Genomic DNA, 21606 nt, shown 5'->3' with positions numbered 1-21606 from the left:
AAATGTTTTTTTCTTCGTATTGATTCAACACTTTCTATTCAGCTATTCGTCTTTTTTGGGTAACTCCTGAAACTGAAATTGGCTATTTCTCCATTTTTCCAGACAGGATGAAATGAAACATGTCCATTCCACCTTTCATAAACATACGGGAGGCGAAAGACGAAATTTCCATTTGACAAGGAATGCAGACTCTTTTTTATTCAAACGAAATTTTAAGAAGCCCATTGTTTCAGTTTTTTGTCTGACGGCAAAAACACGGAAAGCATTCCGATAAACGGCAGGAAACCGCAGGCAATCATAACAGGCTTTAAGCCAATCCAATCGGCAATAGCTCCCAAGGCGACAGAACCTAAAGCTCCCAAACCGAAAGCAAGACCAACCATCAAACCGGAAGCTGTTCCGATTTTTCCTGGCATGAGCTCCTGGGCATAGACAACGACAACAGAGAAGCTTGATAAAATAATAAAGCCGTTAATGAGCATAATCGGAAGAGCCCAAAACTCATTGACATAAGGCAGTATGATGGCTAGTGGAGCAGAACCAAGCATTGAAAAGGCGATGACATTTTTTCTTCCGAACCGGTCGGAGAGAGGCCCTCCTAAAAAGGTTCCTAAAGCACCGGCTGCCAAAAAGATAAAAATATGGATTTGTGTTTGGCTGATGGATAGGTCGTGCTCCTTGATTAAATAAAATGGATAAAAATTTGTGATCGCCGCATGATACCATGAGCGGGCAAACACCAAAAAAATAAGCAAAATCAAGCCGATTTTCATTTGAGCGTGGTTTCCGGCCGTTGTGTTTAAATGTTTCCGTTTAACGGCTGTTTTTCCGTTATTCAGTTTTCCTTTATACCAGCCGGCAATGTAAATTAACACGACGACCGCTAAACCAGCAATCATAGTGAACCAGATGGCGCCAAACTGTCCCATAGGCACAAAAATAAGGGCTGTCATGAGCGGTGCAAGCGATTGGCCGGCATTCCCGCCGACTTGAAAAATCGATTGAGAAAGGCCTTTTTTTTCACCTGCCGCCAAATGCACGACTCTAGATCCTTCCGGGTGGAAGACTGCAGAACCGATGCCGACGAAAAGAACGGAAATTAAAATCACCCAGTAGTTTGGCGCAAATGCCAGACCCAGCATGCCGAAAAAAGTAAATGTCAACCCGATTGGCAATAAATAGGGCATTGGTTTTTGATCGGTGTAAATGCCGACGACCGGCTGCAAAATGGATGCCGTAAGCTGTAAAGAAAAAGTGATGAGTCCGAGCTGCAAATAGGTAAGATTCATCGATTTTTCTAAAATCGGAAAAACCGCTGGAATGACGGCTTGGATGGAATCGTTTAATAGATGAACGAACCCGATCATGAATAATATTTTATATAAAGTCTCTTCTGGAACATTTTCTTTCTTTGCAGCAACTTCCATTATAGCTACTCCTCTCCAAATTTTTCGTATCTCTAAATATTTTACTCGATTCGTCAAAAAATCGGAATATGTTAAAAGGAGGAAGCCACAAAAGATACATATTGATTACGATAATATTATTATGTAAACTTTATTGAAGATAAAAAAAACTCCGGTTTTTCAAGTGCCTTTTCAGAAAATAAAAAAACGGCGACCGCAATAATGCGAAAAAAAGAAACTGCCGTATGAGAAAATGTTATGGAACAACATCCTAAAAAAGATAAACCGCCATTTCAATATTGATTCATAGTTAAAAGGCCGGCAAAAAAAGAGAACGAAAGCGCAAAATCTCCTTTTTCTTATTCCTAAAATTTCTCAATGATTACAAGAAATCCACGAAAAAAAGCCGCAGAACTCCGAAATGAATTCTGTGGCTTTTCATCTAATCGGGGCTGTCTAAAAAAGTCCATTTTAGCGTTTTATGTTTGCAAATTAAAAACCCGAAATTGTTGATTAACAGCATTGTTAGGGTTCATTTTTTCAAGGTTCAGGCTGATAACCGATTTTTCGGACACCTATCAGATCAGTTTAGCGCTTTTTTTAATGTTTCCAAATTTCGTTTCATTAAGCTGAAGTAGTCTTCGTTGTTTCTCATTTCCTCTTTTGTCACCGATTCTAAATTGTGCAGTGTCAAAGTTTGAGCGCCAATTTCTTGCTGAATCACCTTCGCTACTTTTGGAGAGACATTTTGCTCAAAAAGGATATACTTCAAATGGTATTTTTTCGCTTTTTCAATAATGCCGACCAATTGTTTTTGACTCGGTTCATCAGTTGGAGATAAGCCAGTAATGGGAATTTGTTTTAATTGATATCGATCCTCCCAATAGCCGTAAGCAGCGTGTGAAACAAGAATAACGTCCGTTTTTGAATGTTGAATGGTTGTTTGGAAAGTTTGATCCAATTGTTCAAGTTCAGTTTTTAGTTGGGCAAAGTTGTTCTCAAAAACGCTCCTTTTGTCCGGAAGAACTTCCACTAAAGCGTTTTTGATGTTTTCAGCGATTGTGATTGCTCTTATTGGATCAAGCCACACATGCGGATCGACATCTCCGTGTGAATGCCCCTCCTGTTCATGCGCATGTTCTTCTTTACTAGAATGCTCGCTTTCTTCGTGGGCCTCTAACGGTTTGATTCCTTCAGCTGCTTTAACGATTTTTACATGGCCGTCTTTTAATGTTTGATTGAGTTTATCGCCAAAAGCTTCAAAATTTTCACCTGTATAGATAAACAAGTCCGCTTTCGCTATTTTTTCGGTCATTTTTAATGTAGGTTCATATGTATGAGCATCTGCATTCGCAGGGTAAATGCTTTCGACATTTACATAATCTCCGCCGATTTTTTGAGTAAAATCTGTTAGCGGAAAGATGGTCGTGAAAACATCCACTTTGCTTTCGGTTTTGTCCTTTCCTTCATTTTCGTCTGCATTTTGTTCATTTTGACCGCAGCCACTGGCGGCAAAGATGAAAATAACGATAAAGAAAAGAAGCGTAAACAGCTTTTTTTTCATCATGTTCCTCCTAACGTTTTATCTGATTGTAAATCGTAATCATTTCGATTTTTATTGTATATCTTTTTACAACAAAGTGCAAGTGGTGAAAAGTTAAAAAAAATTTCATAAATTAGATTATAATAAAAGAGACAAGGCTTTAGCCAAAAGAAGGGAGAAACAATATGCTTCAGCCGAAACGTTGCAAAGAATCTTATGTAGTTAAAACAAGCATTGTCCTTCCCCCCGACACCAATTTTTTTGGCACAATGTTTGGCGGAAAGCTAATGGCATACATCGATGATGTGGCAGCCATTGCAGCCATGCGGCACTCCAGAAGGCAAGTTGTGACGGCTTCCACTGATTCTGTTGATTTTCTTTATCCGATTCACGAAGGAAATGCTGTCTCTTTGGAGGCTTTTGTCACATATACCGGCCGAACTTCAATGGAAGTATTTGTGAAAGTCCTTTCGGAAGAATTGCTGACGGGCAGACGAAAAATATGTGCAGTTTCATTTATAACAATGGTGGCAGTTGATCAAAACGGAAAACCAGTAGAAGTTCCGCAGGTGATTCCTGAGAGCGAGATCGAAAAAAAGCTGTATGAATCGGCAAAAAGCCGAGCGGAAAGACGAAAAAAAAGAAAACTTGAAAATGAATCATTGGCCAAGATGGTCGGATCTGATTCTCAACGGGAAAATCATTCACTATAACGTTTTGTTATACCCCATGTTAAATCTTTATTTTACTCTCTCTTGATCCGTTGGTACCCTTGAAGTAAGAGGAAGAGGTGGACGCGGATCATGGAGATGTTTATATTTTTTATGATTGGACTAATATCAGGCGCTTTCGGGGTCTTGGTAGGCGCGGGCGGTGGATTTTTGTTTGTTCCAGCTTTGTTGCTGTTATTGAAACTGCCTCCGGAAATGGCTGCCGGCAGCGGGCTTTTTGTCGTCTTTATAAATTCGCTATCTGGTTCGGTTCATTTTATGTTAAAAAAACGAGTCAATTATTCGTTTTCGGCTCCGATCATAATAGGCGCCATTCCGGGTACATTTTTCGGGACGTGGCTTTTAAAATTGATATCGCCAGATGTTTTTCAATGGTTTTTTGCCTGTGCTTTACTGTTGTTAGGGGTTTATTTACTGCTAAAAAATACGTCAAAACATCAGGAAAAAGGTCGAAAAGCTGCTTTGACGCTTGCGTTCAAAAAAAGGGTTCTTTTAGTATTCATCGGGTTTGTGATGGGGATCCTCTCGAATTTCTTCGGGATAGGCGGCGGTTGGCTGCTTGTGCCGATGCTTATTTATTTGTTCCAACTTTCCCCGCATGAGGCAGCAGCAACTTCTTTGTTTACATTATCTGTTTATTCAATGACGGGGGCGATCAGTCAAATCGGATTGGGACATATTCATTGGGAAGCAAGTATATGGGGCGGAGCAGGTGTTTTATTCGGTTCGCAAGCCGGTGCCATTTTGTCCTCAAAAGTATCAGGAAGATGGATCGTTCAATTGTTGTCAGTTTTGCTTATCGGTGTTAGCATGAAATTGTTCCTTAGCGCATAACTCTTAAGGATGTGGAAATAAATTGGATTTGGAAAGTTTAAAAATGTTTTGCCTAGTAGTTGAGGAAGGCAGCATAAGCCGGGCGGCTAAACTTGTCTATGTCTCACAGCCTGCAGTGACTAGAAAAATTCATCAGCTTGAAAATTTTTACGGCGCTCCGCTGTTTGACCGTTCTAACGGCAAGATGACGCTGACAAATGCCGGGAAAGTTTTATATCCGTTGGCCAAAAGCATTGTTGAGGAAATTCAAACGTCTAGAGAAGCTGTCAAGCAAATGACAGGGGATAAAAATTTCCAGTTAAGTGTAGGAGCGACGTTGACGATCGGAGAATATTTGCTTCCAAGCTTGCTGGGACAATTTAAAAAACTAGTCCCCGACGTTAAACTTTCCCTTTCGATTTCAAATACGCCAAGCGTTATCAACCGCTTGGTTGACCGGAAAATTGATATCGGATTTGTCGAGGGAATTGTGGAAGATGATCATTTTCATAGAAAGAAGCTTGTCGATGACGAGCTTATTTTAGTATGCGGCAAGGATCATCCGTGGAAGAACCGGGCGGAAATTGACCTCCAAGATTTGACAAAAGAACATATGATTTGGCGGGAAAAAAGTTCCGGAACGAGGCTTATTATCGAAAATATGTTTAAAAAATATGGACTATTGGATCAAATGAATCATTATATGGAACTTGGCAGTACACAGGCGGTAAAGGCAGCAATTGAATCCGGGCTTGGAATCGGCATTTTGCCGAAAATTACAGTTGCAAGGGAGCTTCAGTTCGGTTTTCTTCATGAAGTGAAAATTAAAAATGTTTCGATTAAAAGGAATTTGTGGATGCTTGAGCGGCCCGACCGGTTTCGAAAGGAAATTGTCGATGAATTTGTTGATTTTATTCATAAAGCGATGTCATCTTGAAATGTTTTGGAAGAGGAGAGTGCGCGATGATCAGCGAATTGTCACAACTGATCAGAAAATCCGAATATACCGTTGTGTTCACTGGCGCCGGGATATCAACTGCAAGCGGCATTCCAGACTATCGATCCAAAACCGGGTTATGGCGCAGCAAAGATCCTAGCAAACTGGCCAGTGTGGCTGCGATGCAGAACAACAGGCAGGAATTTATCGAATTTTACAAAGAACGTGTTCAACTATACGGGAACAAAAAGCCGAATCGCGGCCACTTGCTGTTGGCGGATTGGGAAAAAGAAGAAAAGCTACATTCCGTGATCACCCAGAACATTGACGGTTTCCATCGTTTAGCCGGCAATCAAAACGTCATTGAACTGCATGGGACGATTCAAACATTTCATTGTCAAAATTGCGGTAAAAAATATCCTAATCATGTATACATACATGAACATTATGAATGCTGCTGCGGAGGATTTATCCGTCCTTCCATTACATTATTTGGTGAAATGCTTCCGGAAAAAGCCTTTCAGAACGCCGAAACGGAATGTGAAAAGGCCGATCTGATGATCGTGCTTGGGTCTTCCTTAACCGTCAGCCCTGCCAATCAAATTCCTCTTTATGCAAAACAGACAGGAGCCAAGCTTGTGATCATCAACAAAGAACCAACGGAGTTTGATCATTGGGCGGATGTGGTCTATCATGAAGATATTATTCATGTGTTGGAAAAGACAAATGCGGAACTGAATGAACCGCTGCAATAACGTTGGGGTGGTTTCACTATGAGAAGAATTTGCATCATCCCTTGTGGAAGGAAAAAAATTTGGGAAAAAGAGCCAGAGGTCGGGGCGGTTTTGGCCAAAGATGCTTATATCGGCATTTTTCACGGCTTATGTCAACGGTATGCAAACGAATTTTTTCAGGAGTGGGTTATTTTGTCTGCGAAGCATGGCTTTTTGCTTCCAGATGACATTGTTCCAGAAAATTATGATGTCTCATTTAGCATGAAAAATCATCCAAACATTATCACAATTGGCCAATTAAAAAAACAGGCGCTGCAAAAAAACTTGTACGATGTCGATCAAGTAGTTGTCCTTGGCGGGAAAAAATTCCGTCCGATTGTCGAACAAGTTTTTCCTAAACATGTCGTCTTTTCTTATCCTTTGTCAAATTGCAGAGGGATAGGGGAGATGCAAAAATTGTTAAAGCTTTCCGTTGAATCGCACCAAGAAATGAACGGTTAGATAATCAGATCTGGCTTGTATGGTAAAATAGAATAGACTTGTAAGAATGGAGGAATCTGATGAACAAAGAATTTGCTGTGATTGGATTAGGAAGGTTTGGGGGCAGCATTTGCCGTACATTAAGTGAAGAAGGAGCTGATGTATTGGCGATAGATATTGATGAAGACCGCGTCAACGAATTTGCTAATATTGTTTCGCATGCAGTGGTTGCCGACACGACAGATGAAGCCGTTTTAAAAAGTTTAGGTATCCGGAATTTTGACCACGTAATTGTTGCGATCGGCGACAATATTCAAGCAAGCATTTTAACAACCATTATTTTGAAAGAATTGGGCGTGAAACATATAACGGTCAAAGCCCAAAATGATTATCATGAGAAAGTATTATCCAAAATAGGCGCTGATACTGTTGTTCATCCTGAACGGGAAATGGGAAGGCGGCTGGCGTATAACCTTCTTTCCAATAATGTGCTGGATTATCTGGAATTGTCGGAAGAGCATAGCATTGTGGAAATTGCCGCAAACAAGAATATAACGGGACATTCCATCATGGAGTTGGATATCCGGGCCAAATACGGAATCAATATCGTCGCTATCAAACGGAAAAACGAAATCATCGTTTCACCTCAGGCAGACGAAGTAATTCAAGAGGGAGATATTTTAATTGTTATTGGAGCGGACAGCGATATCCAGCGTTTTGAAAAGAAAGTGTAAGGAAATAAAAAAGCTTCGGAAATATGTCCGAAGCTTTTTTAGATTTCCATAATAATCGGCAATATCATTGGACGCCGTTTTGTTTTTTCATATAAAAACGGAGCGAGCGTATCGGCAATCTCATTTTTAATTTCTGACCATTGCGTCGTTTTTCTTTCCATCACTTTGTTTAAATGTTTTGTAATCAAATCTTGAGCATCGCTGATCAAATCCCCTGATTCCCTCATGTAGACAAAGCCTCGGGAAATAATATCAGGGCCTGCAGCGATTTTAAATTCCTTCATGTTAATGCTGACGACGACTACAACAAGCCCTTCTTCTGACAAGATTCTGCGGTCTCTTAACACAATATTTCCAATGTCGCCGATGCCGCTCCCGTCAATATAAACGGAACCTGAAGGAATTTTTCCGGCGATTGCCGCTTCTTTCTGGTTCATGGCAAGTACATCGCCGTTGTCCATAATAAAGCAATTTTCTTCAGGGACACCGCAATCAACCGCCAGCTTCGCGTGAATTTTTTGCATTCGATATTCCCCATGGATCGGCATAAAAAATTTAGGCTTCATGAGACGGAGCATCAATTTTTGCTCTTCCTGGCCGCCGTGGCCGGATGTATGGATGTCATTTAATGACCCATGAATAACTTCAGCTCCAGCGCGGAAAAGCTGGTTGATCGTCCTTGAAACAGATAAAGTATTGCCGGGGATCGGCGAGGATGAAAAGACAACGGTATCGCCGGGAATGATTTGAATTTGCCGGTGCGATCCGTTGGCAATCCGCGATAAGGCAGCCATCGGCTCTCCTTGACTGCCAGTACATAAAATGACCACGCGATGGGCAGGCAGCTGGTTGATTTCATTACCGTCTACAAACGTATCTTTCGGACAGCGGATGTAGCCTAATTCCTGTCCGATTTGAATAGCCGCTTCCATGCTCCGTCCGAAAACAGCAATTTTACGATTGTTCTTCACCGCAGCATCTGTTACTTGTTGAAGGCGGTGTATGTTTGATGCGAAGGTTGCAAAAATGATACGGCCGCTCACTTTGCGGAAGATGTCATGAATGCTTTCGCCAACCCGTCTTTCCGACATCGTAAAATCAGGTATTTCGCTATTTGTACTGTCTGAAAGAAGACAAAGGACTCCTTCTTTCCCGATTTCTGCCATTTTCGTTAAATTCGCCGGCTCTCCTACAGGCGTAAAATCAAATTTGAAATCACCCGTATGAACAATATTCCCGGCAGGCGTTTTCACAACAATTCCATATGAGTCTGGAATGCTGTGAGTCGTCCGGAAAAAGGTGACGGCTGTTTTTCGAAACTGAATGACATCATCTTCTTTTATAATATTCAGTTTGGCTTGTCTTAAAAGACCGTGTTCTTCGAGTTTGTTGCGGATAAGCCCGATCGCTAGTTTACCGCCATATATTGGAATATTGATTTCCCGCAACAAATAAGGGATTCCGCCGATGTGGTCTTCATGACCGTGCGTTACGAACAACCCTTTAATTTTATCTTGATTTTTTATTAAATAAGAATAATCCGGAATCACGTAATCAATGCCTAGAAGTTCGTCCTCAGGGAATTTAATCCCAGCATCAATCAGGATAATCTCGTCTTGAAATTGCACACCGTACGTATTTTTCCCGATTTCGCCCAATCCTCCAAGAGCGAACGCCGCAACTTGGTCATTTTTTAAAAATTTCATTGATGATCAGTTCTCCAATACCCTAAAATTCCCGTTTTGTTTCTCAAACTCCAAAAACGTGTCGTCAATGGGTTGAATGTATTCAATATTGATGGTGTGTCCTTTTAATTTGGCACGAACTTCCCGTTCTGATTCCGCTTCAATAAAAAATGTTTTTGTTCTTTCCCGAACTGGCGGCTCATCCGGGTTTGCTTGATAAAAAACTTTAAACATCATTTGTTATCTCTCACCTAACCTTCCGCATTTTCACTAGCTTTTACTATTATATTCGATTCTCCTTATAAAGCCAAGCATATTCAAAATAACAGCCGGGCTACTAGCCCGGCTCGTTTTTAAGCGATCAATTTTCTGCGCAACAATTGTTTCCATTGTTTTTTAATTTTTTTCTTTAAACGTTTTAGCATGTAACCTCCCTCCTTTAAAAGGATTACTTGTCCTTTTTAAAAGTTCCGTTCTTTATTTAAGTATATTATATGCTATTTTCTTTTATTTTTTTATGGGTAATGATGGAAAAAAGGTGTATTGACATGAAGCGTTTTCATCATATACGGTAAGTTTAAAAACGAAAATTGATAAAAGGAGTTAGATTATGGCGAAAAAATTTTTCTTTTTTGATATAGACGGCACATTGTTGGATTTCGAAAAAAAATTGCCGGATTCCACCATCGAAGCTGTCGCCCGCTTGAAGAAGGCCGGCCATTCCGTCGCAATCTCGACTGGCCGCGGTCCGTTCATGTTTCAAAAAATAAGGGAGGAACTAAACATCGATTCTTTTGTCAGCTACAACGGACAATTTGTTGTCTATGAAGACAAGGTCATTTATGAAAATCCAATAAAGGTTGAAGCTTTGGAAGACTTGGTACAGGCGGCGGAAAATGCGAACTTTCCGCTTGTCTTTATGAGCGATGATGAAATGCGGGCAAACACGAAGGATCATCCATATATTCATGAAAGCTTGGCAAGTTTGCAGTTGACACATCCTGAATATGAACCAGAATATTACCGGGAAAAAATGATTTATCAGGCTTTATTATTTTGCAAAGAAGGGGAAGAAGAACGCTTTAACCAACGGGAAGACATTAAATTTGTCCGCTGGCATGATCTTTCCACTGATGTCCTCCCAAATGGCGGTTCCAAAGCAGAAGGGATTAAAAAAATGATCGAAATGGCCGGCATCAGCCGGGATGAAGTTGTTGCCTTTGGAGACGGGTTAAACGATATTGAAATGATTGAATATGCCGGAACAGGCGTTGCGATGGGGAATGCCGTCGAGGATGTGAAGCAATTGGCAGATTTCATAACGAAACCTGTTGACGATGATGGAATTTACCATGCAGTGAAACAGTTAGGCTTCCTATAATTGATTGCTTTAATAAAACATGCTTGATTCTTCTGATCAAACAACGCAGAAAAAGAGCGCCCCGAATGAAAAGAACATTGGGGCGCTTTTTTGCACAAATTGCTCTATCGTTCGATCGCAACGGCGTTTTCCGGCTCTTTAAAAGGATTTTCTTTGTCGATTCGATCGTAAAACATCACTCCGTTTAAATGATCAATTTCATGCTGAAATACGATGGCAACAAGCCCTTTTAAGCGAAGATCGACTTCATTTCCGTCCATATCAACAGCTTTCACGCGTATCCTTGCGTGTCGGGGGACGTATCCGGGAATCGGTTTATCAACAGAAAGACACCCTTCACCGCTCGTTAAATAGCTATTTTCAACGGAATGACTGACAATCTTCGGATTGCAGAGCGCATATGAATGAAGCTTCCCTTTTTCATCTGTAACATGAACGGCAATCATTCGCTTCGACACATTGATTTGCGGAGCGGCCAAGCCGATCCCGGGTCTTAAACCGTATTTTTCGGATATTTCGGGGTCTTGGCTGTTTTTTAAAAACTCCAGCATCTCTTCCAAAATTTTCTTATCTTCTTCAGAGGGCGGTAAATTCACCTCTTCTGCGACTTTTCTTAATGTAGGGTGGCCGTCCTTAATAATATCTTTCATTGTAATCATTTGAAATCACTCCTGAACCAATTTAGCCATATTCCATTATATCGAATTCAAGAAAAAGAGACAAAAGAGAAACAGATCATGACAAGACGAAAAGGGGAAATGTGGGAAGAGCCTTTAGGAGCAAAAATGAGCTAAGCAATCCATAAAGTTTATAAGCTGATTTCCGAAAATGCCAATATAAATGCGTAAATGATAATGAAGCAAACGGGATCATCCCGGGATCATCACCTAAATGTCAGCATATGAGAAGGCTTGCAGTTTGTATGCGCACCTGCGCCAATACTTGAAAACATTTCACCTGAAAAACGGTTTCATCTGTATCTGTAATAGTTAAGTTTAACAATCTGTTGTATTAGTACAGATTAAAAACTTAATAATCGAGTCGGAATAATGAAAGCGTTTTATTCATTAAATTAAAAGTATACAAATGGATTGACGTATTTTGGGAAAAAGTGTACACTGGTTATGAAAAAAAGTGTAATACTTGATTATGAAAAAAGATTAATACAGTTTGTCAAAAAAATTGCCGCATACCTTTTGCCAAAAATAAAGCATCTGTTTGGAATTATGTGTCATTACGGGCAAAGTAGGGTAATCTAATGCTGTGAAAGGTTTATGGGTTTCAGCACAAAAAAAGAAAGGAAGAGGTGTGTTGCATGGCAGCAAAAGCGAAAAATGTTGTTGTAGACAGCAAAAAGCAATTTGAAGCAATTCGCAATCAGTTTCAGACGTTACAAATCTTAAATGAAAAAGGGGAAGTTGTGAATGAAGCAGCTATGCCCTCTTTATCTGACGATCAATTGAAAGAATTAATGAGGAGAATGGTTTTCACCCGTGTATTGGATCAACGTTCCATTTCGTTAAACCGTCAAGGACGTTTAGGTTTTTATGCTCCTACTGCCGGTCAAGAGGCATCGCAAATCGCGTCACATTTCGCTTTGGAAAAAGAAGATTTCGTCCTTCCTGGGTATCGTGATATACCGCAGTTAATTTGGCACGGATTGCCGTTATATCAAGCGTTCCTTTATTCACGCGGACATTTCCATGGAAACCAAATGCCTGAAGGAGTCAATGCATTATCCCCGCAAATTATTATTGGGGCGCAATATGTCCAAACAGCAGGTGTGGCTTTAGGCTTGAAAAAACGCGGCAAAAAAGCGGTAGCCATTACGTACACAGGTGACGGAGGCACTTCACAAGGAGATTTTTATGAAGGAATCAACTTTGCGGGTGCGTTTAAAGCGCCGGCTATTTTCATTGTCCAAAACAACCGCTTTGCGATTTCAACGCCTGTTGAGCTGCAGTCGGCTGCAGAAACGCTTGCCCAAAAGGCAGTTGCGGCAGGGATTCCGGGAGTTCAAGTTGATGGTATGGATCCGCTTGCTGTATATGCTGCAGTGCGCGAAGCGCGTGAACGAGCCATTAACGGAGAAGGACCGACTTTAATCGAAACTTTGTGCTATCGCTACGGACCGCATACAATGGCTGGGGATGATCCAACGAGATATCGTTCAAAAGAACTTGATAATGAGTGGGAAGCAAAAGATCCGCTTGTCCGCTTCCGCCTTTTCCTAGAATCAAAAGGCTTATGGAGTGAAGAGGAAGAAAGCAAAGTGATCGAACAAGCGAAAGAAGAAATTAAAGAAGCAATTAAAAAAGCGGATGAAACGCCAAAACAAAAAGTAACGGATTTGATTTCCATCATGTTTGAAGAAGGCAACTTGCCATACAATTTACAAGAACAATATGAAATATATAAAGAGAAGGAGTCGAAGTGACCATGGCGCAAATGACAATGATTCAAGCAATCACTGATGCGTTGCGGACAGAGCTGAAAAGAGACGAAAATGTTTTAGTATTTGGGGAAGACGTCGGTGTCAATGGTGGAGTATTCCGTGCAACAGAAGGTTTGCAAAAAGAGTTTGGTCAAGACCGTGTTTTCGATACGCCCCTTGCGGAATCAGGAATTGGCGGGCTTGCGATCGGCTTAAGCACGCAAGGTTTTCGTCCAGTGGCTGAAATACAATTTTTCGGTTTCGTTTATGAAGTCATGGATTCGATTTCAGGACAAATGGCTCGCATGCGCTATCGATCTGGAGGCCGTTGGCATGCACCGATTACCATTCGTTCTCCATTCGGCGGCGGCGTTCACACACCGGAACTTCATGGCGACAGTTTGGAAGGATTAATGGCGCAGCAGCCTGGCCTTAAAGTTGTCATCCCATCTACTCCGTATGATGCAAAAGGATTGCTTATTTCGGCTATCCGTGACAACGACCCTGTCATCTTCTTGGAACACATGAAACTGTACCGTTCATTCCGTCAAGAAGTGCCAGAAGAAGAATATGTCATTCCTCTTGGAAAAGCGGATGTAAAACGGGAAGGGAAGGATATTTCCATCATCACTTATGGGGCAATGGTGCATGAATCACTAAAAGTTGCGGATGAACTTGAAAAAGAAGGCGTTTCCGCTGAGGTCATTGATTTACGCACGGTCAGCCCGCTTGACATTGAAACAATTATTGCTTCTGTTGAAAAAACAAATCGCGCGATCGTTGTCCAAGAGGCGCAAAAACAAGCCGGCGTTGCCGCAAGTGTCGTTGCAGAAATCAATGAGCGCGCTATTTTGAGCTTAGAAGCTCCGGTCTTGAGAGTAGCTGCACCAGATACGGTTTATCCATTCTCTCAAGCGGAAGACGTTTGGCTTCCAAATCGCAAAGACATTTTAGAAACTGCTCGAAAAGTATTGAATTTCTAATTGGAAAGAGAGTCGAGGTCATCACTATTTTCCCCTCTTTTTCACAAATCAACAAACATTCGGGAGGTTGAATTGCGTGGCTTTTGAATTTAAAATGCCGGATATCGGCGAAGGCATCCATGAAGGTGAAATCGTAAAATGGTTTGTCAAACCAGGAGACGAAATTAATGAAGACGATGTCCTTTGCGAAGTGCAAAATGATAAAGCAGTTGTTGAAATCCCTTCACCTGTCAAAGGAAAAGTATTAGAATTAAAAGTGAACGAAGGTGAAGTGGCAACAGTTGGACAAGTGCTTGTAACGCTTGATGCGCCGGGATATGAAAATCTCACCTTTAAAGGCGGCGATTCCAACGACGAAGCGCCTGCCCAAAATGAACAAAGCGAAGAAAAGCAGCAGGTTAAAGAAGAAGCGGCTCAAGGGCAGGAAGATGTTGATCCGAACCGCCGGGTCATTGCGATGCCATCGGTCCGCAAATATGCAAGGGAAAAAGGTGTCGATATCCGCTTAGTACAAGGATCAGGAGAAAACGGCCGAGTGCTGAAAGAAGATATTGATGCTTTTGTCAGCGGCGGCCCGCAAGCTGATCAAAAAGCAGAGGTCAAAAATGATGCAGCACCAGAACCAAAAGCAACTGCGGTTGATCTTGAAGGCGACTTCCCTGAAACTCGTGAAAAAATGAGCGGTATCCGCAGAGCCATTGCCAAAGCGATGGTTCACTCCAAACATACTGCGCCGCACGTAACATTAATGGATGAAGTCGATGTAACCGAACTCGTTGCTCACCGTAAGAAATTTAAAGCAATTGCTGCAGAACAAGGCATTAAACTGACATATCTGCCTTATGTTGTAAAAGCTTTGACATCAGCATTGAAAAAATTCCCTGTACTCAATACGTCCATTGATGACAACACGGAAGAAGTGATCCAAAAACATTATTACAACATCGGAATTGCAGCTGATACAGAAAAAGGTCTGCTAGTTCCGGTTGTGAAACACGCTGACAGAAAATCCATTTTCGAGATTTCCAATGAAATTCAACAATTGGCAGCGAAAGCACGTGAAGGAAAATTGGCACCGAACGAAATGAAAGGTGCATCCTGCACAATTACTAATATCGGTTCTGCTGGCGGACAGTGGTTTACTCCTGTCATCAATCATCCAGAGGTAGCAATTTTAGGCATTGGACGTATTGCAGAAAAACCTGTTGTGAAAAACGGCGAAATTGTTGCTGCACCAGTATTGGCACTTTCGTTAAGCTTTGACCATCGCATGATCGATGGGGCAACAGCTCAACATGCGTTGAATCATATTAAACGTTTGTTAGAAGATCCACAATTATTACTAATGGAGGCGTAAAGGGATGGTAGTAGGCGATTTTCCAATTGAGACGGATACCCTCGTCATTGGAGCGGGTCCTGGGGGATATGTTGCAGCAATTCGCGCTGCACAATTAGGTCAAAAAGTGACAATTGTTGAGAAAGGAAACCTAGGCGGTGTCTGCCTAAATGTTGGCTGTATTCCTTCCAAAGCGCTCATCAGCGCGGGGCACCGCTACGTAGAGGCAAAGGAATCAGGTGACATCGGCATCCAAGCTGAAAATGTCACGTTAGATTTTTCAAAAGTGCAAGCATGGAAAGAAAGTGTTGTAAAAAAACTAACAGGCGGAGTGGAAGGCCTCTTAAAAGGCAATAAAGTTGAAATTGTAAAAGGGGAAGCGTATTTTGTCGATCAAAATACAATCCGCGTTATAAACGATGATTCCGCGCAAACGTATAAATTTAACAATGCCATTATTGCAACGGGCTCGCGGCCAATTGAAATTCCGAACTTTCAATATTCCAATCGCGTCATTGATTCAACAGGTGCACTAAACTTGCAGGAAGTGCCGAAAAAAATGGTCATCATTGGCGGAGGCGTTATCGGCATCGAACTCGGAACTGCTTTTGCCAACTTTGGAACTGAGATTGTCATCATCGAAGGGACAAACGATATTCTTCCTGGATTTGAAAAACAAATGTCGTCTTTAGTGAAACGAGCCTTGAAGAAAAAAGGAAATGTCGAAATTCATACGAATGCGATGGCCAAAAATGCCGAAGAAACAGAAAATGGCGTAAAAGTGACTTTTGAAGCGAAAGGAAAGGAACAAACTGTCGAAGCCGACTATGTACTTGTTACTGTTGGCCGCCGTCCAAACACGGATGAACTTGGCCTTGAGCAAGTCGGCATTGAAATGGACGAAAAAGGATACATCAAAATTGATAAGCAATGCCGAACAAATGTCCCGAACATATATGCCATCGGCGACATTGTTCCAGGTTCGGCTCTTGCACATAAAGCATCTTACGAAGGAAAAATTGCAGCTGAAGCAATTTCGGGCCGCCCTTCAGAAATTGATTATAACGGCATTCCTGCTGTTGTATTCTCTGAACCTGAGCTTGCAAGCGTTGGTTATACTGAACAACTGGCAAAAGAAGAAGGCATTGAAGTGGTGGCAGCCAAATTCCCGTATGCTGCAAACGGACGTGCATTGTCTCTTAATGCAACAGACGGTTTTGTGAAAATTATTTCACGGAAAGAAGACAGTCTCGTCATCGGTGCTCAAATTGCCGGAGCAAATGCGTCTGACATCATTGCAGAACTTGGTCTGGCCATTGAAGCAGGCATGACGGTTGAAGATATTGCCTTGACCATCCATGCTCACCCGACGTTAGGCGAAATGGTAATGGAAGCATCGGAAGTAGCTCTTGGAACACCAATCCATATTGTAAAATAGTTTTTTCAATGAGTTTCATGGCAACTTAACGCTAATTTGCGTAAGTTGCCTTTTTTTATTTGTTTTTGCAACTTTATTCCTAAACATGTACAAAATGGGTGGCAGCGATCATTTAAATAGGAAAAAACAGCTATTTATTAGCCGCTTTGTAAAAAAATTTACAGAATTCAATCTTTCGGCTAAGACATTCGGATTAATTGAAAGAAAAAAATGAATTTTATATTAATGCTTTTTAGCCTATTAAACCTTTATGAATGTTATGATAAAATGGTTTTGGTAAATGGATGTAAATACCAAATAACTAGGTAAAAGTAAATAGGACAACGGTTGGCTGATCTTAAAGAAGAACGATACTAGTTGAGGGTGAAAAAAATGAAGAAAAAGAACTCATTGAAAAAAATCTCTTTTAAGCTATTATTCTCTATTTTTATCATGACAGTTTTCATCAGCACAGCGATCGGGGTGACAAGCTATTATTTTGCTAAAAGGGAATTAATAGAAAGCGGAAAATTGGACTTAAAACATTTAACCAACACGGCGGTTGCCGTTTTGCAAATGCTTGATGAAGATGTAAAAAATGGAAAACTGACATTGGAAGAGGCGCAGGAAAAAGCCCGTGTCATCTTAAACGGTCCGAAAGTCGGCGATCAATACGACTATACAAAATCTCCGTTTTTATATAAAAAAGATGGCTATATTTTTGCCGTTAAATCAAATCGGGAAGTATCCCTAAATCCGCTGAGCCCCATCGGCAGCAATGAAACAAATGAAAAAGCAGTGGAAGTTCGTAACGGGCTCATTAAAGCGGCGCAAGCGAAAAGTGAAGAAGGCCATTTTTATACATACACTTGGAAAAATAAAGGGGAAAATTTTGAACGTGAAAAAATAGCGTATATGACCTACTTTGAACCATGGGATTGGAACATTGGCATAGGCGCTTATACGGAAGAATTTTACGAAGGATTGCAAGTGTTGAGATGGTATACGGTTGCCATTTCTGTTGCCATCGCCGTTATTTGCATTATCGCTTTTTATTATTTCACGAGAGGCAAATTGCGGCTTTTGCAAACAATCACCAATGTTTCTTTGGAAATTGCCGACGGAAACTTAAATGTGAAAAAGCTTCCTGAGTCTGAAGATGAATTTGGCCAGTTGGGCAAAGCGTTCAACCGTATGGTAGAAGAGTTAAAATTGATGATTCAAAAATTGCAAGAAATGGGAGATCATTTAGTAGGTACTTCAAGCAGTTTGTCAGCGTTATCTGAAGAAATATCCGCCGGCGGCGAAGAAATGGGAAATTCCCTTAGTGAGATTACAAATGGAATGGTCACGCAAGCGGCTGATACGGAAAACATTAGCCAAAACATTGAACATTTAATGAACTCTGTTGAGAAAATGAATAAACAGCATGAGTTGATGAAAGATGCCACCCTTTCTTCTGAACAGGCTGCCATTAACGGGGAAAAAATGGTTGAGGTGCTGAAAAAATCAAATAATGAATCGGCCAAAGCAGCGGATCATATCAGCATTGGAATCACCAACTTATACAACAAAATTCAAAATATCTCCAACATTACAAATACGATTAACGCAATTGCCGAGCAAACGAATTTATTAGCTTTAAATGCAAGCATCGAAGCGGCGAGAGCAGGAGAACATGGAAAGGGCTTTGCCGTTGTTGCGCAGGAAGTAAGAAAACTCGCCGAACAATCGAATCAGGCTACAAAACAAATTCAAGAAATGATAGCCCAAATTGAAAAGGACACGGAATCTACTGTTATGGCAATGTCTGAAACAATGCAATATTCGCACCAATTAAGTGATGCGGTTGCTAAAACGGACTCAGAATTTAAAAATATTCATACAAAGGTCAATGATGCGGTACAAGCCATTAAACAGTTAAGTGCAGAAATCGAAAACATTACATCTCAGAGTGAAAACATCAATTCAGCGATCCAAAACATATCAGCCGTCTCCCAGCAAACGGCTGCTTCCGCTGAAGAAATTACCGCTTCTGTCCATGAACAAATCAACGCCATGGAAGAAGGGGCAAAACTCGCAGAAAATCTAAACGTTCTTAGCGATGAATTGAACCAAACGATTCAAAAATATAAATTATAAATGAGATGATGTTCGCATTCGGGCTTGTCCTAAATATTAAAACAACGTGAAAAAGGGGGTCTTCTCATGTCGAAAAATCGACTTATGAGACAGCCTCCTTTTCGCAAAAAATGAATGAAGCCCGAAACGGTACCGTTTTGGGCTTCATTCTAATTCAATTTTTCCATATACTGATCAGCAAACTGTTATATCCCATCCAATTTGTGCGGCCAGGAGGTTTTCCAAGTTTTCTTCTTCTTGTATTGCATAAAGGGGATAGGTTTTGAATGGTTAACGAGACAAATTAAATGGTTGTTTTTGGCTTCTCAACTCTTTCTTCTTGAAACATTAGGAAACTATTTTGATAACAGTTTTTCCATAGGTTGAACGATATCTTCCTTTTTTGCTACCGAACCTTCTATGTGAAATACTACATTGTGATCATCAATCACAACAATCGCAGGGAAAGTGTTGATGTCAAATTTCTTCACTACTGAATGCCCCTCTTGATAAACGATCATGTTTTTGAATTCTTCTGGAAACTGTTTGCGCAAATCCAATAATGCATCATAATAAACAGCTTCGTTATCCATGACTTCTTGGTTCGTAAAAAAAAGAATCTGTCTCCCATCTGTTTGAACTTCACTAGGAATTTTATTCTGCTTTGCTGTAGCGCATGATGTTGATAAAAGGAGAAAGGCAATGGATATTGTGAATGCCACATGTTTCACCAAAAACCACCTTCTTTCATTCTGCAGAAATTCCTTTATCAAGCAATATTTCCGTACACTTAATTAACGTCATTGTAACATAGATCATTTCAATTCATTAGAATGTCATGCAATTGTTACACAATTGAAAAATAATTTATGGATTTAAACTTTCAGTCAAAAAAATTTTGAAAAAAGGCTATTGATTCAGGCATATAATGAAGCAGAGAGATATTCCAGCTTTTGCTTCCTTATTAGGGGTTCTGTTAAACCCTTTATTTTACAGTTTGAAAGGGATTTCATTTTGATTCGTAAAAAAGAAAAATGTGACATACAATTAACTCTTGATGAATTTAATATAACATAATATTATTAAATAAAAAGAGAATAAATACATCCTAATTATGAAATCAAACATTATTATGTAAAGGGGAAAAAGAAGATGGGAACCATTGTCTGCCAGCATTGCAATTCAACCATTCACTTTTTTGATGACGAAAAAGTGACAACATTATATGGAACATGCCAAAAATGTAGAAAACAAAAGTCCGCAAATCTCAACAAGAAACAGTTAGCCAAGCATAGGATTTAGAAAAATAGAAGCAGAAGGAATTGACTGAATTCTTTTAAAAAAAGGTGATCCACTCATAAAATGGATCACCTTCAATTATTTGATTGCTTTATGTTCTTTGATTACTCTTATCGTAGAAAGGGTTGCGTCTTCAGGTCCTTGGACAGGGAGGCCAACTTCCAAATTTTTTTGAATGTAGCGCAGATTGTCCTCCGTGATGATTTCCCCCGGGATAAAAATAGGAATTCCCGGCGGATACACCATCACAAATTCTGCACTAATTCTTCCAGCTGACTTTTCAAATGGAACTACTTCCGTTTCAGCGTAAAAAGCGTCTCGAGGCGTGAGCGCCAGTACCGGAATATCAGGCAGCAAAACGGAAGGCTTTGCATTTTTGTCTGCTTGATGGCGGTATTCATCCGACAACGTTCTCAACGCATTTACTAAAATGGCTGTTTCGTTTTCGGTATCTCCAGGTGTAATGATGCAAAGGATGTTGTATAAGTCGGAAAGTTCGACTTCAATGTTGTATCGGTCTCTCAACCACAATTCAACGTCATAGCCCGTTAACCCGAGTTCTTTAACGGATATGGTTAATTTTGTTGGGTCAAAATCATAAGTGGCGTTGGTTCCTAAAATTTCTTCGCCAACGCAATATAAATGGTCAATTTGATTGATCAATTTTCTCGTTTTATTGGCCAGTTCAATCGTTTTGTCCAAAAGTTCATACCCTTTTGTGGCGAGCTGTTTTCTTGCAACGTCCAAAGATGCAAGAAGCAAATAGGATGTTGAAGTGGTTGTGATCATGCTTAAAATCGATTGCACACGGTCAGGGGAGACGAGTCCTTCGCGCATATTTAATATCGAGCTTTGTGTCATTGAACCTCCTAATTTATGGACGCTTGTGGCGGCCATATCAGCCCCTGCTTGCATCGCAGACAAGGGGAGTTTGTCATGAAAATGTATGTGTACCCCATGTGCTTCATCAACCAAGACTGGAATATTGTAAGAATGGGCAATGTCCACAATTTTCTTTAAATCAGCAGAAATGCCAAAATATGTTGGATTTATAACAAAAAGACCTTTTGCTTCCGGGTTTTGCTCAATCGCTTTTTCGACTGATTCTGTTGAAATGCCATGGGAGATCCCTAGATTTTTATCAAATTCCGGATGAATAAAAACGGGAATGGCTCCGGAAAAAATGATGGCGGACATCACGGATTTATGCACGTTTCTCGGAACAATGATTTTGTCGCCGGGTCCGCATACAGACATAATCATCGTCATGATCGCACCGCTGGTTCCTTGTACGGAGAAAAAGGTGTGATCGGCGCCGAAAGCATCTGCTGCCAATTTTTGCGCTTCTTTAATAATCCCCTTAGGAGAATGTAAATCATCTAAAGGAGAAATGTTAATCAAATCTATCGCTAAAGCATTATGGCCGATAAATTCACGAAAGTCAGGATCCATCCCAGCCCCTTTTTTGTGGCCGGGGATATGGAATTGCAAAGGATTTTTCATGACATGTTTGACGAGCCCTGTAAACAAAGGTGTTTCATGCTGAGACAATGATCTATTCACCTACTTTTT

Annotated in this window: 19 protein-coding genes and 1 pseudogene; 13 read left to right on the top strand and 7 right to left on the bottom strand. The window is 40.7% G+C overall.

Annotation, left to right across the window (positions count from 1 at the left end; all coding sequences use genetic code 11):
* Positions 1-212: 212 nt before the first annotated feature.
* On the bottom strand, positions 213-1427 hold the full coding sequence (locus tag AC0KTX_RS05475) for an MFS transporter (RefSeq protein WP_474251231.1): 1215 nt from the start codon (positions 1425-1427) through the stop codon (positions 213-215).
* A 562-nt stretch (positions 1428-1989) separates the two neighbouring features.
* The gene (locus AC0KTX_RS05470) at positions 1990-2970 is read right to left on the bottom strand and encodes a metal ABC transporter substrate-binding protein (protein ID WP_474251230.1); all 981 of its coding nucleotides are present in this window, start codon (positions 2968-2970) and stop codon (positions 1990-1992) included.
* 164 nt (positions 2971-3134) lie between these two features.
* Here AC0KTX_RS05470 and AC0KTX_RS05465 point away from each other — a divergent pair, with 164 nt between their 5' ends.
* The 6 genes from AC0KTX_RS05465 (at position 3135) to AC0KTX_RS05440 (ending at position 7378) form a co-directional block, all read left to right on the top strand.
* The gene (locus AC0KTX_RS05465) at positions 3135-3662 is read left to right on the top strand and encodes an acyl-CoA thioesterase (RefSeq protein WP_474251229.1); all 528 of its coding nucleotides are present in this window, start codon (positions 3135-3137) and stop codon (positions 3660-3662) included.
* 90 nt (positions 3663-3752) lie between these two features.
* A complete protein-coding gene (locus AC0KTX_RS05460) occupies positions 3753-4514 on the top strand; it encodes a sulfite exporter TauE/SafE family protein (protein ID WP_474251228.1) in 762 nt (253 codons plus the stop codon).
* Between the two features lie 22 nt (positions 4515-4536).
* The gene (locus tag AC0KTX_RS05455; RefSeq protein WP_474251227.1) at positions 4537-5430 is read left to right on the top strand and encodes a LysR family transcriptional regulator; all 894 of its coding nucleotides are present in this window, start codon (positions 4537-4539) and stop codon (positions 5428-5430) included.
* A gap of 26 nt (positions 5431-5456) precedes the next feature.
* A complete protein-coding gene (locus AC0KTX_RS05450; protein WP_474251226.1) occupies positions 5457-6185 on the top strand; it encodes an NAD-dependent protein deacylase in 729 nt (242 codons plus the stop codon).
* A gap of 18 nt (positions 6186-6203) precedes the next feature.
* A complete protein-coding gene (locus tag AC0KTX_RS05445; RefSeq protein ID WP_474251225.1) occupies positions 6204-6665 on the top strand; it encodes a DUF6884 domain-containing protein in 462 nt (153 codons plus the stop codon).
* Between the two features lie 59 nt (positions 6666-6724).
* On the top strand, positions 6725-7378 hold the full coding sequence (locus tag AC0KTX_RS05440; RefSeq protein ID WP_474251224.1) for a potassium channel family protein: 654 nt from the start codon (positions 6725-6727) through the stop codon (positions 7376-7378).
* A gap of 38 nt (positions 7379-7416) precedes the next feature.
* On the opposite strand, the gene rnjA is transcribed toward AC0KTX_RS05440, so the two are convergent.
* Both rnjA and AC0KTX_RS05430 read right to left on the bottom strand, forming a co-directional pair.
* Entirely contained in the window at positions 7417-9084 is a 1668-nt protein-coding gene (gene rnjA / locus AC0KTX_RS05435) for a ribonuclease J1 (protein ID WP_474251223.1), read from the bottom strand.
* Between the two features lie 6 nt (positions 9085-9090).
* Entirely contained in the window at positions 9091-9300 is a 210-nt protein-coding gene (locus tag AC0KTX_RS05430) for a DNA-dependent RNA polymerase subunit epsilon (RefSeq protein WP_474251222.1), read from the bottom strand.
* A gap of 373 nt (positions 9301-9673) precedes the next feature.
* On the opposite strand from AC0KTX_RS05430, the gene AC0KTX_RS05425 reads away from it, so the two are divergent.
* Positions 9674-10444: a Cof-type HAD-IIB family hydrolase gene (locus AC0KTX_RS05425; RefSeq protein WP_474251221.1), complete on the top strand. Its 771-nt coding sequence runs from the start codon at positions 9674-9676 to the stop codon at positions 10442-10444.
* A 104-nt stretch (positions 10445-10548) separates the two neighbouring features.
* Here AC0KTX_RS05425 and def read toward each other — a convergent pair whose 3' ends face one another.
* A complete protein-coding gene (gene def / locus AC0KTX_RS05420) occupies positions 10549-11103 on the bottom strand; it encodes a peptide deformylase (protein ID WP_474251220.1) in 555 nt (184 codons plus the stop codon).
* A gap of 656 nt (positions 11104-11759) precedes the next feature.
* On the opposite strand from def, the gene pdhA reads away from it, so the two are divergent.
* The 5 genes from pdhA to AC0KTX_RS05395 all read left to right on the top strand — a co-directional run bounded on the left by pdhA (position 11760) and on the right by AC0KTX_RS05395 (position 18756).
* The gene (gene pdhA / locus AC0KTX_RS05415; protein ID WP_474251219.1) at positions 11760-12881 is read left to right on the top strand and encodes a pyruvate dehydrogenase (acetyl-transferring) E1 component subunit alpha; all 1122 of its coding nucleotides are present in this window, start codon (positions 11760-11762) and stop codon (positions 12879-12881) included.
* 2 nt (positions 12882-12883) lie between these two features.
* The gene (locus tag AC0KTX_RS05410; protein ID WP_474251218.1) at positions 12884-13861 is read left to right on the top strand and encodes an alpha-ketoacid dehydrogenase subunit beta; all 978 of its coding nucleotides are present in this window, start codon (positions 12884-12886) and stop codon (positions 13859-13861) included.
* 76 nt (positions 13862-13937) lie between these two features.
* Positions 13938-15218: a dihydrolipoamide acetyltransferase family protein gene (locus AC0KTX_RS05405; RefSeq protein WP_474251217.1), complete on the top strand. Its 1281-nt coding sequence runs from the start codon at positions 13938-13940 to the stop codon at positions 15216-15218.
* Between the two features lie 4 nt (positions 15219-15222).
* Positions 15223-16635, top strand: a complete 1413-nt coding sequence (gene lpdA, locus AC0KTX_RS05400; protein WP_474251216.1) for a dihydrolipoyl dehydrogenase — start codon at positions 15223-15225, stop codon at positions 16633-16635.
* 372 nt (positions 16636-17007) lie between these two features.
* Complete coding sequence (locus AC0KTX_RS05395) at positions 17008-18756, top strand: methyl-accepting chemotaxis protein (protein ID WP_474251215.1); 1749 nt, start codon at positions 17008-17010, stop codon at positions 18754-18756.
* 335 nt (positions 18757-19091) lie between these two features.
* Here the strand turns inward: AC0KTX_RS05395 and AC0KTX_RS05390 are convergent, their stop codons facing one another.
* Positions 19092-19466 carry a hypothetical protein gene (locus tag AC0KTX_RS05390; RefSeq protein ID WP_474251214.1) on the bottom strand — a complete coding sequence of 125 codons (375 nt, stop codon included), beginning with the start codon at positions 19464-19466 and terminating at the stop codon, positions 19092-19094.
* Between the two features lie 421 nt (positions 19467-19887).
* Between AC0KTX_RS05390 and AC0KTX_RS05385 the strand changes: the two are divergent.
* A pseudogene (locus AC0KTX_RS05385) lies at positions 19888-19980 on the top strand (GapA-binding peptide SR1P); the annotation flags it as partial.
* A gap of 132 nt (positions 19981-20112) precedes the next feature.
* Here AC0KTX_RS05385 and AC0KTX_RS05380 read toward each other — a convergent pair.
* Entirely contained in the window at positions 20113-21585 is a 1473-nt protein-coding gene (locus AC0KTX_RS05380) for an aminotransferase class I/II-fold pyridoxal phosphate-dependent enzyme (RefSeq protein WP_474251213.1), read from the bottom strand.
* Between the last annotated feature and the right edge of the window lie 21 nt (positions 21586-21606).

The organism is Aeribacillus sp. JST-2 (assembly GCF_056032925.1).
Note: the sequence above shows the minus strand (reverse complement) of the source record. Positions and strands in the feature narration are given on the sequence as shown.

Coding starts and splice junctions, on each gene's coding strand:
- def (WP_474251220.1), bottom strand. CDS start 11,103: ATGATTACAATGAAAGATATTATTAAGGACGGCCACCCTACATTAAGA.
- lpdA (WP_474251216.1), top strand. CDS start 15,223: ATGGTAGTAGGCGATTTTCCAATTGAGACGGATACCCTCGTCATTGGA.
- pdhA (WP_474251219.1), top strand. CDS start 11,760: ATGGCAGCAAAAGCGAAAAATGTTGTTGTAGACAGCAAAAAGCAATTT.
- rnjA (WP_474251223.1), bottom strand. CDS start 9,084: ATGAAATTTTTAAAAAATGACCAAGTTGCGGCGTTCGCTCTTGGAGGA.
- AC0KTX_RS05460 (WP_474251228.1), top strand. CDS start 3,753: ATGGAGATGTTTATATTTTTTATGATTGGACTAATATCAGGCGCTTTC.
- AC0KTX_RS05430 (WP_474251222.1), bottom strand. CDS start 9,300: ATGATGTTTAAAGTTTTTTATCAAGCAAACCCGGATGAGCCGCCAGTT.
- AC0KTX_RS05440 (WP_474251224.1), top strand. CDS start 6,725: ATGAACAAAGAATTTGCTGTGATTGGATTAGGAAGGTTTGGGGGCAGC.
- AC0KTX_RS05450 (WP_474251226.1), top strand. CDS start 5,457: ATGATCAGCGAATTGTCACAACTGATCAGAAAATCCGAATATACCGTT.
- AC0KTX_RS05475 (WP_474251231.1), bottom strand. CDS start 1,427: ATGGAAGTTGCTGCAAAGAAAGAAAATGTTCCAGAAGAGACTTTATAT.
- AC0KTX_RS05465 (WP_474251229.1), top strand. CDS start 3,135: ATGCTTCAGCCGAAACGTTGCAAAGAATCTTATGTAGTTAAAACAAGC.
- AC0KTX_RS05395 (WP_474251215.1), top strand. CDS start 17,008: ATGAAGAAAAAGAACTCATTGAAAAAAATCTCTTTTAAGCTATTATTC.
- AC0KTX_RS05470 (WP_474251230.1), bottom strand. CDS start 2,970: ATGAAAAAAAAGCTGTTTACGCTTCTTTTCTTTATCGTTATTTTCATC.
- AC0KTX_RS05445 (WP_474251225.1), top strand. CDS start 6,204: ATGAGAAGAATTTGCATCATCCCTTGTGGAAGGAAAAAAATTTGGGAA.
- AC0KTX_RS05425 (WP_474251221.1), top strand. CDS start 9,674: ATGGCGAAAAAATTTTTCTTTTTTGATATAGACGGCACATTGTTGGAT.
- AC0KTX_RS05410 (WP_474251218.1), top strand. CDS start 12,884: ATGGCGCAAATGACAATGATTCAAGCAATCACTGATGCGTTGCGGACA.